Raw genomic sequence first — 13438 nt, forward strand, 5'->3', positions numbered from 1 at the left:
GCGTCGTCCCGTACATCCGCAACGCCCAGCTCCTCGGCGCACGCCTCGCCGAACTCGCCGACGACTGCCCGAACGTCATCGGCGTCAAGTACGCAGTCCCGGACGCGGCCCGCTTCGCCGCCTTCGCGGGCCACCGCCGGAGGCAACCGCATCACCCTGTGACGGCCGCCGCACCGGCAGTCGCGCTTCCGGCTGTTGCTCCCGCGTCTCCCGTTCGTCCGCCGGCCGTGCCGCGCCGCCCGGGCGCCGCCACCAGTTCGGCCTCCCGCCGCAAGACGGCGAAGAAGCCGGCCGTGAAGGCGGTGGCCCCCGAGCACGCCGACGGTCCGCTGGCCGTCCTCGACATCACCGACGGCGCCCTGACCGCCCACCTTGTCGACGGCCGCACCATGCCGTGCCCGGCCAAGACGCTCCAGGCTCTGGCCGCGTGGGCGCTGGACAAGAAGAAGATCCGCCTGGGGGCAGCCAAGCTCCACGACAACGGGTTCCACCAGGACCCGCTGATCATCCTCACCGAAGGGGCCGTGGCCCACTTCGGCCTGCCCACCAACCTCGCGGACCAGGAGGACCTGCGCCTGCCGGCCGACGACAAGATCGTCAAGAACATCACGAAGGCAGGCTGGGAACTCACCAAGTCCGGCTTCGGCCCCTGGGCCAGGATCTTCAAGCGCCTCGACGGAAAGCGCCACTGCGTCCAGCTCGCCCTCGTGCCCTGGGGCGCGCTGGAGACCCGCGCCTGGGGCAAGGCCGGCGACCTGCCCGCCGGTGAACTCGCCAGGATGCTCGGCACCTACGCCCGCCTGGTCATCACCCCCCGCGGCACCCTCGCGGTCACCGGCGAACAGCTCATGACCTCGCTGCGCCCGCCCACCAAGGCAGAGTGGAGCGAGAAGGAGAACAAGTACGTCTCGGCGAAGGTGCCCCACACCCTTCACACCGTCGTCGACCCCGCCCCGTGCGAGGCCCCCGACGAACACCCCGTCGTCGTCGCTGACTACCCCGAGGAAGACTCCCGGCCCGCCAGCGAGGCCCTCGACGAGGAAGCCTGCATCTGGGTCCGCCCCGCCGAACTCATCACCGACGACGAACGGGCCCGCACCCACGTCGCCGCCCTCGACGTGCAGGTGGCCTTCCTCGCCGCCTGCCGGCGTCTGCACGTCGGCACCGGCCCGGCCATCCACTACCCCCGCAACCCGTCCTTCGACCCCGAGCTGCCCGGCTCCTGGTTCCTCGACCTCTCCCACATCGAGACCGACCCGCGCCTGCCCAGCCCCTTCACCTCCAGCGGCGAGCGCCCCGAGGGACCCGGCTGGTACGCCACGCCCACCGTCGCCTACGCCGTCGAACTCGGCGCCGACGTCCGCCCGATGGAGGCATGGGTCCGTGAGACCCACAGCCCCTACCTCCAGCCCTGGTACGACACCCTCCGCGACGCCTACCTGACCGTGATGGCCGACCTCGGCGTCACCACGGACCTCGACGACGAAGCCTTCCTAGCGGCGATGGCCCACTACAAGGACGGCGACCCGCTCCTGGTGACGCTGGCGAACGCCATCAAGGCCACCGCCAAGTCCGGGATCGGCAAGCTGCGCCAGCGCCCCAACCTCGGCCTCGACCACGTCTTCGGCGACCCGTGGCCGGCCCTGAGGCGGCTGACGTGGCGGCCCGACATCCGCGCCATGATCCTGTCGAAGGCGCGGACCAACATGCACCGCAAGATGCAGAGCCTCACCATCGCGGGGCGGTACCCGCTCGCCGTCAACAACGACTGCGTCGTCTACGCGATCGACGGCCTGTCGCCGCTGCCGGTCCTGCTCGGCCCCGACGGCGAGCCGATCCGCGGCGGCTTCCGCCTCGGCGTCAACCCGGGCTCCGTCAAGCACCAGGGGAGCCAGACCATCGGCTGGGCGCTGGACCTGCTCGCCGACGGAGTGAACATCGCCAACGAAATCAAGGACGCCTCGCTCGTCCGCGTGGCCTGAACCGTAGGGAAGCTGACTGACCGTGGGACTGATCGAAGACCGCTTGGAAGAGGCCGCCGAGACCGCCTACTCCCAGCCGATCCCCAAGACGCTCGGCGCGCGGATCCGCTTTCTGCTCAAGCAGGAGAAGGGCGTCAGCCGCGCCGAGGCCGCCCGCGCGGTCGCCGAGAAGATCGGCAAATCCCAGCGCACCGTCGAGCGCTACCGCGACGACGAGATCAAGGCCGCGAAGCCCGAGACCGCCGCCCTCATCGAAGCCACGGTCAAGCACCTCTGGCAGCCGATCGTCAAGGCGAAGAAGCTCCAGGCCGCCGTCACCACCGGCGGCATCAAAGTGGACGTAAGAGGGAAATTCGGGTTCAAGTCCCCCAAGGGCACCACCAACGACCCCCGCTACCGCCGCCTCACCCGCCGCCTGGACGCCTCCACCGCCGCAGCCCTCTTCGAAGCCAAAGAGGCCGGCGCCTCGGAGGAAGACCTCGCCCAGATCGTCGCCGACGGGCTGCGGGACGACTACTTCACCGACGGCGGCTCGCGGGCCACCTCTCTTCAGACGGTCGCACTGACCGGCATCGACCACATCAAGTTCAGCATCTGACCCGCCGCCCGCACCCGGCTGAAAGGACCGGCCACCCCGTGACCGCGACCACCACCGCCCCACCGCCCAGGATCAGGCTGCGCCCGCACCAGTCCAAGGCCGTCCACGCCGCGCACACCGCGCTGCGCCTGACCGCCCGGATCTCCGTCGTGATGGCCTGCGGCACCGGCAAGACGTACGTCGCCGCGCGCACCGCCGCCCGTGTCGCCCCCCAGGGCACCCGGCTGGTGCTGCTGCCCACCCTGGAGCTCCTCGCCCAGACCATCGACGACTGGCGCACCGCCGGCATGACCGGGCCCGTGCTCGCCCTGTGCTCCAAGCGCCCCAACACCGCGGGCGAGCCCGTCGCGTTCACCACCGACCCGGCCGCCCTGGCCGCCACCGTCCACCAGAACCCCGGCCTGACGGTCTTCGCCACCTACCACTCCCTGCACCGCGTCCAGTACGCCCACACCCACTTCGCTCTCCCCGCCTGGTCGCTGGTGGCAGTCGACGAAGCCCACCGCACCAGTGGTGACCTGGGAAAACGCTGGGCCGCCGTCCACGACGACGAACTGATCCCCGCGCACAAGCGGCTCTACCTCACCGCCACCCCGAGGATCTGGTCGGCCGGCGAGCCCGATGACGACGAGGACGACTCGCTCGTCGCGTCCATGGACAACCCGGCCCTCTACGGCGACACCTGCTTTCGCCTCCCACTCGCCGAGGCCATTGACGAAGACCTCCTGGCCGACTACCGGGTCGTCGTCATGGAGGTGAACGAGGCCACCATCCGCACCCGGCTCGGGATCTCCGACAAGGCCACCGAAGCCGAACTGCGCCAGGCCGCCCTCCAGATCGCCGTCCTGCGCGCCATGGCCGAGCTCGACCTGCGCCGCGTCGTGAGCTTCCACCACCGTGTGGCCGACGCCCACGCCTTCGCCGACACCCTCCGCGAGACGGCCGCCCTCCTCTACGCGCTGGACGAGACCGGAACCGGCTGCCCCGACCCGGGAGAACTGTGGGCGGCCGGCCTCGACGGCAACCAGGACCCCGCCTACCGCCGCGAGCTCCTGGACCGCTTCGACGGCCGCCCGGGCGCATTCCTCGCGCCGGCCCTCCGCACGGTGATCGCGAACGCTCGCCTTCTCGGCGAGGGCGTCAACATCCCCAGCATCGACACCGTGGTCTTCGCCGATCCCAAGGAATCGATCGTCGACACGGTCCAGGCCGTCGGCCGCGCCCTTCGACAAAAGCCCGGCCAGGGCAAGAAGGCCACCTTGATCGTCCCCGTCTACGTCGCCCCCGGCGAAGACGCCGACGACCTCATGGGCTCCAACCTGTACCGCCCGCTCTGGCGCGTCCTCCAGGCGCTGCGTGCACACGACGACCGCATCGCCGACCGTCTCGCCGTCCCCCAACAGCCCTCCTACCCGCAGCCGGAGGACGAGCAGGACGACGCGAGCGTGCCCGTCGACGTCGTCTTCGACCGGCCCTTCCCCGCCGACACCATCGCCCAGGCCTTTCGGCTGCGCGTCCTGCACCCCCGCGAAGCGTCCTTCCGGCGCGGCCTGGAAGCCGCCACCGTCTACCAGCAGGCCCACGGGCACCTCGACGTCCCCCGGCTCTACGACGACGCAGGCGGCTTCGCGCTGGGCCGCTGGATCAACCGGGCACGCAAGGCGTACGCGGCCGGCACCCTCAAGCCCTCCCAGATCAAGTCCCTGGAACACCTCGGCATGATCTGGAACCTCCAGACCCAGGCCGCCGAACGCGGACTCCTCCACGCCCGCAGCTGGGCCGCCCGCCGCGGCCATCTCGCCGTTCCCAGCGACGAGATGATCGGCGACTATGCCTTCGGCCGCTGGCTCACCAACCGCCGAGCCGCCGCCCGCACCCGCGCGGACAACGGACTCGAACCCGACCCCACCGACACCGCACTCGCCGAGATCGACCCGTACTGGAACCCGCCGTGGCCGATCACCTGGCAGCGCCTCTACTACACCGCCCGCACCTACGCCGAAGCCAGCATCACGCTCGACGACCTCCCCGCCGACTTCATCACCGACGACGACGAGCCCCTCGGTGAATGGGTCGCGGCGCAGAGCACCGAATACAGCACACTCCATCCCGAGCAGCTCCGGCTCGTGAGCGAACTGGGCATCACCCTGATCGAACCCGACGAGGAGCCGCCGCAGCCCACCGGCCGAGCCGCCCGCCAGCAGCGGCAGCTGAACCAGGGACTTGCGGCCGTCGCCGCCTTCCGGGACCGCGAAGGTCACGTCCTCATCCATCAGCGCGACACCGTCACCGTCGACGGCGAGGAGTTCAAGGTCGGCCAGTGGCTCAAGAACCTCCGCCGACGTTGGGACAGCCTGCCGCCCGAACACGTTCAGGCCGTCACGGCCGCGGGCCTCACCCGCCACCCACAGACACCTGAGGCCGCGGTCACCGGCTGAACGCCGCCGCACCCTGCGAGCTGGGCGGGCTTCGCCGGCGGAAGAGGGCCCCCGCAGCACGACAGGGACGTACTCGCACCCTGCGACCTGTGCGGGGCCGCCTACCCGATCACCCGAACGAGTGAATGTGCGGTGATCGGTGGGCAGGCTCTCCCATCCCCTCCACGCTGATCACGGGTGCGCGAAGGCCGCACTACAGCGGAGTTTGGGGATGCTTTCGGCGTAGCGTCGCCGGGTGGTGGCGCATCGAAGAAGGGAAGGGCCAGGTTCATGGCCGAGTTCTGGATCGGGCATCGCAAGTACCGGACCAAGGGGGATGCGCAGGAGGCGGTACAGAAGGTGCTGTACCGGTACTCGGTGGGCAGCATCGTGGATCAGCCAGAGGACCACCTTCTCCTGCTGGACCTTCTGAACATGCACCGGGAGGCTGAGGACAAGATCGGCCCTGGTGTCGAAGCCTTCGCGATCGCCCCTCCGCCGCGCGGTCCGTACCCCTGCTTCGAGGTGGTCCGGGTGGACGGCAGCCGCATCGACTTCTCGTACAAGGACTGTCTGAAGCCGAAGACCTACCGTCAGCAGGTCCTGAACGTGATGCGCGACGAGGTGAAGTCGGCCATCAATACGTATTTCGAGTCCCGCAAGCAGGCCGGCTCCCTCGTCTCGGACCTGTCCGGAGCAACGCTGGAGAGTTCCGACACGGCCGTGAGCTACTTCGGCGGGCCCTCTTTCAACGACATCGCCGGGGAGTTCGCCGACCGTGTCGGCGGGTGGGAGGCGATCGAACTGACGCCCTCCACCGAGCCTGGACTCGGGCGGTTCAAGGACCGCGACCTGGCCGAGCAGTGGTTCAGCTACCACCAGGACCGTGCGGTTCTCGGGCTGTTGTCGACGAAGGAGAACCAGCGCCGCCCTCGCAGGTAACAAGGTGCCCGAACGCAGCCGCACGTCCGCTCCGATGTGCGGCTGCGGCCGGGGAGTCGGTCGGGTGAGGGAGGGGCGGTCTACGGGGACCTGGACGAGCGCGCCGGCGGCGGGTTGGTCGAGCGCGAGCTGTGTCCGTGGTGCGGGGGCCTGCCGGGTCCGGCGTGCTGGGCGAACTCCAACGGCTGCTCCTGCGGCGCGACCGCCTACCGGCCGCCAGCTTCGCCGAAGCGTTCCGCTGCTGGTGCCGGGCACAGCGTTGTCAGACCTCGGTGCAAGGATGGCGAACGAAGCGTCGCGTCCGCGCAGCGGTCGCGACAACCCGAACGTCACGGAGTACCGCATGAACCGCAGTGAGCTGATCGCAGCCCTCGCCGAGCGCGCCGAGGTGACCCGCAAGGACGCCGACGCCGTTCTGGCCGCCCTCGCAGAGACCGTCGGCGACGTCGTCGCCAAGGGCGATGAGAAGGTCACCATCCCCGGCTTCCTGACTTTCGAGCGCACCCACCGCGCTGCCCGTACGGCCCGCAATCCCCAGACGGGCGAGCCGCTCGAGATCGCAGCCGGATACAGCGTGAAGGTTTCGGCAGGCTCCAAGCTCAAGGAAGCCGCGAAGGGCAAGTAGCCCCCAGCCGTGCCGTGAGCACTCCGGGACCGCGCCCTGACGCACGGACGCACTGCGTCACGCGATCACTGCGCGGAGCCCGGATAGTTGCGGCGCCGACGGGGTAGAACGGACGCCGGGTGCCCTCCGTCTACGGAGGGCTCCGACTCCAGACCAGCCGGGATTCCTCGGCAAGATCGAAGGACACGCAGTATGGCCAGCGGCACCGTGAAGTGGTTCAACTCGGAGAAGGGCTTCGGTTTCATCGCCCAGGAAGGCGGCGGCCCGGACGTCTTCGCCCATTACTCCAACATCGCCGGCAGCGGCTACCGCGAGCTGGCGGAGGGCGACGCGGTCACGTTCGACGTGACCCAGGGGCAGAAGGGCCCCCAGGCCGAGAACATCGTCCGGAGCTGACGGCCGTACGGCACCGCCCCGCCCGCGAAGATCACTGTGTAGAGTGGCCTTTCCGACGCGGGGTGGAGCAGCTCGGTAGCTCGCTGGGCTCATAACCCAGAGGTCGCAGGTTCAAATCCTGTCCCCGCTACTGACCGAAGGGCCCGGCATGCAGCCGGGCCCTTCGTCGTATCCGAACACCACGTGGAACACGAGCGGCTGTCCCTGGCCCTGACCGGAACAGACCGGTATGGGCATTGCCCGCTGCCTCTCGGGCCGTGTCCTTCCGCGCGGCGCGATGATCTACGGTCTCCTACGGCACCGAAACGATCAGTTCAGCAACGGGGAAGTACGCACATGCGCAAGACAGCAACGCTCACCACCACCCTGCTCGCAGCGGCCGTGCTGCTGACCGGGTGCGGCAGCGAGAAGAAGGACACCGGCCCGGCCAAGGCGGGCGAGGCCTCGCCGAGCGTCTCGGCGAGCGGCGGCGCGAAGGGCTCGTCGTCGGGGAAGAAGGGCGTTGTCCATCAGGTGGTCTTCGAGGTCGGGGGCACGGGCACGGGCAAGGTCATGTGGATCGGGAACACCAACCACTTCGAGCAGGTGACGTTGCCCTGGACGAAGACGGAGTCCATCCAACTGGAGGGGGCCGAGCTGAAGGTCGGCGTCACGGTGTCGGTGGTACCCGCCTCGGTCGAGGGCCCGGACAGAATGCTCAAGCCCGCCCCGTGCACGATCAAGGTCGACGGCAAGCAGGTCGCTGACAACCAGGGCGGCAAGTCGGCCGAGCCCTGCAAGTACGAGCTCAAGGACTGACAGCCGGCACCCTCACACACGCCTCGCCGCCCTCCGGCAAGTCGTGTGCGTATGCTCCGCCGCACCGCCGGGCGCGCCCCGCGACCGGCGGTGCGCTGGGCCGGCCGGCCCAGCGCAGGAGCATGCAGGGCTGGAGGAATGATGCGCGGCACGACGGTCGCCGGCCGGTACAGGCTGAAGGAGGCCATCGGCAGCGGAGGCATGGGCACGGTCTGGCGAGCCGAGGACCTCCACCACCTTCACGACGTCGCCCTCAAGATCATCCCGGTGGGGGAGGGGGACCCAGTACGTGAGGCGGCCTTTCGCCGGGAGGCTCACGTGGCCGCGCGCCTGTCCCACCCGCATGTCGTCGCCGTCCACGACCACGGCGCCGCCGACGTCGACGGCCGCCGTATCTTCTTTCTGGCCATGGACCTTGTCGACGGCCGCCCGCTGAACACACTGACCGGCAGTCCACTCTCCCTGGCTGATGCCCTGACCTGGGCGATCCAGATCAGCCAGGCCCTGGAGGCCGCCCATCAGTCCGGCATCGTCCACCGCGATCTCAAGCCGTCCAACATCCTCATCGACCGGTCGGACACCGCGTACCTGTGCGACTTCGGCATCGCGCGCCTGGCCGAAGCCACCCATCACACCCTGACCGTGACCGGCGTCGCCATCGGAACCCCCGCCTACATGTCGCCCGAGCAGGCCCGCGGAGACACCACCCTGGGCGCGCCCAGTGACCTCTACTCGCTCGGCTGCCTCCTCCACGAACTTCTCGCCGGCAGCGTCCCCTTCACCGGCACGGGATGGCAGGTCCTCAACCAGCACCTGAACGACGCGCCGGCCCCGCTGTCCGCCCTGCGCCCCGGCGTCCCCCGCGAGCTCGAGCAGCTGGTCCTGGAGCTCCTCGACAAGAACCCCGACCGCCGGCCGACCGCGGCCGACACCCGCGCACGCCTCACCCAGCTGCACACCGCACTGGCCGCCTTCGCCGACGCACCCACCGCAGTCCCACACCCGCAGCCGCCCACGGTGGTCGCCACCACCATCGACCGGGCCGCTGAAGGCCGCGAACCCGGCACCCGGCTCCCCGCCGTGGTCGCGGGCGCTGTCACCGCCGCCGCCATCGCCGGCGAACTCTCGCTCACCACGACACTGCCGACCGCCTGGACGGCCGGCCTCGGCACTCTCGCTGGGCTGCTCCTCGCCGCCCTCTACCTTCTCGACCCGCCCCAGTCGCCGCACCCCGAGCAGCTGAGGATCACCACGGCCTGCCTGCTGACCACCCTGCTCCTGACCGGGGGCATGGCGCTCGCCGTCCTGGTCAACGCCCCCGGCCTGTGGGCGAGCGCCCTGGCCATCGCAGTCCTCGGTGGCCCCGCGCTGGTCGCCTTCGCCAGCGGCGTGCGCCGCCTGGTCGAGCACAGCCTTCACCGGAGTGCCTGGCACGCCGATCTCGCCACGACCGCCGGCATCCTCCACACCGCCGTCGTCCTGCTCACCGGCCACCACGCCGGCCTCCCGGGGCTCACCCTCACCGCTGTCGGCGTCGGGCTGTGGCCGGCCACGGCGCTGCTCACGGCGCTGCTCACCCCGGGCCGCTCCGCCTCCGGCGTTGCTCGGCCGACTCCCACCGGCCAGGTCACGCACCGACACCGCCCCGGACCGCTCCCCGCCCAGCCCCGGATGCCCTAGCGCCCGACGAGGCGGCCAGACTGTGCCGCCATCGGCGTGCACCTCCCAGCGCCCCCCTACCGCCCGAATACGGCGCCACGACCGTCGATACGTACGGGTCCGCAGGTCACCGGGGCGAACGGCCCTCGTGTCTCGGGCAACCGATGCCGCCACGCACGCGTCGGACACGACATGAACCGCGAATGGCTCTTCACGCTCATACCGCTGGTGATCGGCGTGAGTTTTCTCTGTGCCGGCGTGTACGGACTCCGCCGCGCCAGCGCGCTTCGCCGCACGGGCATCACCGCCGTAGGGCGAGTCGTCCGCCACGACACCAGGCGAGACGACGACGGAGCCAAGTACCACCACCCGGTCGTAGCCTGGACGACCCGGGACGGCAGCGAGTGCACGTACTCCTCCACGTGCGGCCGAGGCAAGGTCCTCAACGGCTACGGCGTCGGCAACTCGGTCTTCGTCCTCTACGACGAGAACGATCCCCGCCGCTTCGAGATCCGCGGCTGGGACTCGACTTCGTTGTACATGGTGTTCACCGTGGTAGGCACGGTGCTCACAACAGGCACATTGACGGTTCTCCTCGTCCTGCTGAGCACTCTTTGACCGCCGTGAGATGTTGCGCACCCAGTGGTTCAGGCGGGCGGGCCCACTGTCGTGCCGGACCTTTCCCCTGTCTGATGACCGCGCCGAACGCACCGCCCACCGGCGGCCCTCAACAGGTCCCCGGCGCCCCGGACCGTCACCGTGCTGCTCGGCCGCGAACTGAATGAAGCCGCCGGGCCACCCAGCGGAAGACGGACACCGCAACCCACCAGCGGCAAGGCGACGATCAGAGTCGATGTCAGTGGCCACCCCTATGCTGCGCCGAACAGCGAGGCATGACCCCGCTCACCCTGGAGAGCGGGGAGTTGGACTTGGCAGGCAGCGGCCGACCGCGGAGGGATCCGCGACAGGCGGAAGAGATCATGCGCGCGGCCGGCCTGGAGCCGCTGGAGCCCTACCGCGGCAGCTCCGCCCCGTGGCGGTGCCGCCATACGGCGTGCGGGCGGGAGGTCACCCCCCGCCTGAGCAACATCACCAAGGGACAGCGCGGCTGCGTCTACTGCTCCGGACACGCCCGGATCGAGCCCGAGGCCGCAGCCGCGGTGATGCGGGCGGCCGGGCTGGAGCCGCTCGAGCCGTACCCCGGCGGCAGCGACCGGAAGTGGCGGTGCCGTCACCGCGCATGCGGACGCGAGGTCACACCCACCTATGTCCGGATCAACTCCGGTGCCGGGCCCTGCCGGTGGTGCGCACCGAACGCGCCGGTCGACCCCGACGTTGCGGCGGCCGACATGCGGGCCGCGGGCCTGGACCCCCTCGGCCCGTACCCGGGAGTGGACACGCCCTGGCCGGTCCGATGTCGGGCGTGCGGAGCGCCAGGGGCCCCCACGCTGGGCTCCATCCGTCAGGGGCAGGGCGGCTGCTACCCCTGCGGCCGGCGCAAGGCCAACGAGTCGATGCGCCACGACGCCGAGACCGCGGCCGCGGTGATGCGGGCGGCGGGCCTGGAGCCGCTGGAGCCGTACCCCGGCACGGAGTTCGCGTGGAAGAGCCGCTGCATCACGTGCGGGTCCATCGTCTCCCCGCGCCTGGGTTCCCTGACCGGCCGGAGCCGGCGTCCTGGCTGCAAGCGGTGCGCCGACCGGGCCAACGGTGCAGCACAGCGCCACGACGAGGACCTGGCCGTCGCCGAGATGCGCGAGCACGGATTCGAACCCCAGGAGCCGTACCGCGGGGTCAAGTACCCCTGGCGGTGCTTGTGCCACGGCTGCGGCACCATCACCTCACCGACGTTCGGATCCATCCTCGCCGGCCAGAGCGGATGCCGGCGCTGCGCCGACCTCCGCTCCGCCGCCGCACGACGGGAAGACCCCGAGCGCGCCGCCGCCTCCATGCGCGAGGCCGGTCTCGAGCCCCTGGAGCCCTACACCACGTCCATGACGCACTGGCGCTGCCGCTGCACCACCTGCGGCCGCGCCTCGACTCCCACCCTGTCCAAGATCCGCAGCGGCCGCGGATGCAAGTACTGCGCCCGCTTCGGCTTCGACCGTGCCGCGCCCGCCCGCGTCTACGTCGTCACCCACGTACAGCACGGCGCCGTCAAGATCGGCGTCGCCGGCGCTCGTCAGCGAAACGACCGCATCGGCCAGCACCGCCGCCTCGGTTGGACCCTGTACTACGAGCACCACGTGCCCACCGGCGACGACGCCCTGTCCGTCGAACAGACGATCCTGCGGCGCCTGCGCGCCGCCGGGCACGGCGTCTTCCTCACCGCCGCCCAGTTGCCCAACGGCTGGACCGAGACGTTCGACGCCGCCCGCGTCACCGCCGCCGAGCTTCGGGACGCGATCCGAGAACACCAGACCGCACCAACCCCTCCTCAGCCGTTGACCCTGTTCTAGCCGCACACCTGGGCCGGGGGAGCGAGCCGACCTCGGCGGCGGCGATGGGGGAGTGGTGAGGGAATGGGCTACGCCGCGCCCCGGACGGCAAAAACTGCCACGGCGGCCTGCTCGGCGCCTCCAGCGCCTTGGTGAACGTCAAGGCGACGACGGCCGCCTCATCGGTCAGCCGGCCGGGTGCCCCCACGCCGGCCGCGGCCACGGCGCGGGCAGCACGCCGGCCTGTCGCAGCATGACGTCTCTCGTCGGCGAAGCTCCCGTCAGGCGGGCCACGGGGGCAAGCTGTTTCCCGTCGTGCTGGTCGTTCAGGCACCGGGCGCCCGTGTGGCGGGAGAAGGTCTGGCCGGGCACCCGTAGCGCCCGCCATGATCACGGCATGGGTGCAAGCGCGTGGGACACCGAGACCAAGCGGCCGATCTATGTCGATCTGGGCGTGGAGGGGCTACCGATCGGCCTGGCGGGCGGCCGGTACCTGTGCAGAGCCTGCGCGGATCCACTGATCCTCAGGGGCGCCCGGCCCGAAGCGAAGGTCACGCCGCACTTCTCCCACCAGGAAGGAGGTCCGTGCCGACTGGCAGAACGGGAAGCGCAGATCGACGCGGACGACCAGGTCGTCATCCAGCTGAGCCACCAGATTCGCGCCCTGCCGGGCATCACCGGCTGCACCCTCGCCTCCCCCGGAGACGACCCTCACGACCCGATCGGACTCCCGCCGGTCGTCATCGCACAGTGCGGCGACACCACCGTGGTCATCGAACGCCCCGGCACGCTGCCCAGCCCTCAGGCCGTCCGCCGACGCATCCTCGCGGTACGCGAGCACCACGCCGGAGCCGCACACGTCTGGTTCCTGCGCCGCGACCCTGGCCAATTCGGCCAACTCCCCAGCCACAAGGTCCGCCTGAGCGGACGGGACGTCGAGCACCAGCGTGTCGCCCCCACCGAGCAGCAGCTGGCCATCCTCGACGCCGGCGGGCATGTGTACTGGCTCGACGGGAAGCTCGTGCTGGTGCCCTACGGCTACCACTCCTTCCGGCACCCCGCCCGCCCCGAGCAGGACTGGACGGCCTGGCCGAAGTGGCCGCGCCACAAGGACCCGCGGGACGACTGGCGGATCAGCAAGCCCCGTCCGGCCCCCACCGCGGACTGCTGGGGCCTGGTCCCGATCGCCCTGTCCTCGCTGACCCGCACCCGGGCGGTCTTCCACCCCGCCGACGCGCACAAGGTCATGGACGAGCTGTATGCCGCTCAGGAGGGCCGGTACCGCTGGCGCGACCGGCGAGCCCGCGAGGTGTACGCCGAGCGGCACGCCCCGCCCACTCCTCAGCCCGCCGCGCCGATTCGGCCTGCCGAAGCCCCCGCCACCGAGGCTGAGACAGACCAGCACACCGCGCCTCAACTTCCGGAGCCGGCCGACCAGAACGATGCCGAGGCACCCCCGCGCGGGAACGGGCTCCCGTCCGTCGCCTCGTCCGCGAACCTTGCGCCGGCTTTCCCACCTCCACCTGTGGCCCGCCCACCAGCCGTGGTTCGTGACGTCGCCGCTCCCTGGCGGCGGCCAACAC

10 protein-coding genes, 1 tRNA gene and 1 pseudogene are annotated in these 13438 nt (G+C 70.8%); all 12 read left to right on the forward strand.

The annotated features are described in order from the left end of the window. Positions 1-1982, forward strand: a 1982-nt coding sequence (gene tap / locus ACNFOC_RS39520; protein ID WP_416963833.1) for a telomere-associated protein Tap, incomplete at its 5' end; no start/stop codon positions are given. Between the two features lie 22 nt (positions 1983-2004). After that, entirely contained in the window at positions 2005-2580 is a 576-nt protein-coding gene (tpg, locus tag ACNFOC_RS39525; protein ID WP_416963834.1) for a telomere-protecting terminal protein Tpg, read from the forward strand. A gap of 38 nt (positions 2581-2618) precedes the next feature. Further along, a complete protein-coding gene (locus ACNFOC_RS39530) occupies positions 2619-5018 on the forward strand; it encodes a DEAD/DEAH box helicase (RefSeq protein ID WP_416963835.1) in 2400 nt (799 codons plus the stop codon). Between the two features lie 270 nt (positions 5019-5288). Continuing rightward, positions 5289-5939 (forward strand): DCL family protein, encoded by a 651-nt coding sequence (locus ACNFOC_RS39535; protein WP_416963836.1) that lies wholly within the window; start codon positions 5289-5291, stop codon positions 5937-5939. A gap of 343 nt (positions 5940-6282) precedes the next feature. After that, entirely contained in the window at positions 6283-6564 is a 282-nt protein-coding gene (locus tag ACNFOC_RS39540; RefSeq protein ID WP_060880711.1) for an HU family DNA-binding protein, read from the forward strand. Positions 6565-6756: 192 nt separating this feature from the next. Beyond that, complete coding sequence (locus ACNFOC_RS39545) at positions 6757-6960, forward strand: cold-shock protein (protein ID WP_060880712.1); 204 nt, start codon at positions 6757-6759, stop codon at positions 6958-6960. 56 nt (positions 6961-7016) lie between these two features. After that, positions 7017-7090 (forward strand) — tRNA-Met (locus ACNFOC_RS39550). 206 nt (positions 7091-7296) lie between these two features. Continuing rightward, the gene (locus ACNFOC_RS39555; protein WP_416963837.1) at positions 7297-7758 is read left to right on the forward strand and encodes a hypothetical protein; all 462 of its coding nucleotides are present in this window, start codon (positions 7297-7299) and stop codon (positions 7756-7758) included. Between the two features lie 141 nt (positions 7759-7899). Then, positions 7900-9438 carry a serine/threonine-protein kinase gene (locus ACNFOC_RS39560; RefSeq protein WP_416963838.1) on the forward strand — a complete coding sequence of 513 codons (1539 nt, stop codon included), beginning with the start codon at positions 7900-7902 and terminating at the stop codon, positions 9436-9438. A gap of 171 nt (positions 9439-9609) precedes the next feature. Continuing rightward, on the forward strand, positions 9610-10035 hold the full coding sequence (locus ACNFOC_RS39565; protein ID WP_416963839.1) for a DUF3592 domain-containing protein: 426 nt from the start codon (positions 9610-9612) through the stop codon (positions 10033-10035). A gap of 275 nt (positions 10036-10310) precedes the next feature. Next, a complete protein-coding gene (locus ACNFOC_RS39570) occupies positions 10311-11876 on the forward strand; it encodes a GIY-YIG nuclease family protein (RefSeq protein WP_416963840.1) in 1566 nt (521 codons plus the stop codon). Between the two features lie 376 nt (positions 11877-12252). Beyond that, positions 12253-13438, forward strand: a pseudogene (locus ACNFOC_RS39575) (hypothetical protein); the annotation flags it as partial.

It is taken from the genome of Streptomyces colwelliae (assembly GCF_048158785.1).
Lineage (GTDB): Bacteria > Actinomycetota > Actinomycetes > Streptomycetales > Streptomycetaceae > Streptomyces.

What these genes read in the sequence shown, in the direction of transcription:
- ACNFOC_RS39535 (WP_416963836.1), top strand. Translation starts at nt 5,289, where the DNA reads ATGGCCGAGTTCTGGATCGGGCATCGCAAGTACCGGACCAAGGGGGAT.
- ACNFOC_RS39540 (WP_060880711.1), top strand. Translation starts at nt 6,283, where the DNA reads ATGAACCGCAGTGAGCTGATCGCAGCCCTCGCCGAGCGCGCCGAGGTG.
- ACNFOC_RS39545 (WP_060880712.1), top strand. Translation starts at nt 6,757, where the DNA reads ATGGCCAGCGGCACCGTGAAGTGGTTCAACTCGGAGAAGGGCTTCGGT.
- ACNFOC_RS39555 (WP_416963837.1), top strand. Translation starts at nt 7,297, where the DNA reads ATGCGCAAGACAGCAACGCTCACCACCACCCTGCTCGCAGCGGCCGTG.
- ACNFOC_RS39560 (WP_416963838.1), top strand. Translation starts at nt 7,900, where the DNA reads ATGCGCGGCACGACGGTCGCCGGCCGGTACAGGCTGAAGGAGGCCATC.
- ACNFOC_RS39565 (WP_416963839.1), top strand. Translation starts at nt 9,610, where the DNA reads ATGAACCGCGAATGGCTCTTCACGCTCATACCGCTGGTGATCGGCGTG.
- ACNFOC_RS39570 (WP_416963840.1), top strand. Translation starts at nt 10,311, where the DNA reads ATGACCCCGCTCACCCTGGAGAGCGGGGAGTTGGACTTGGCAGGCAGC.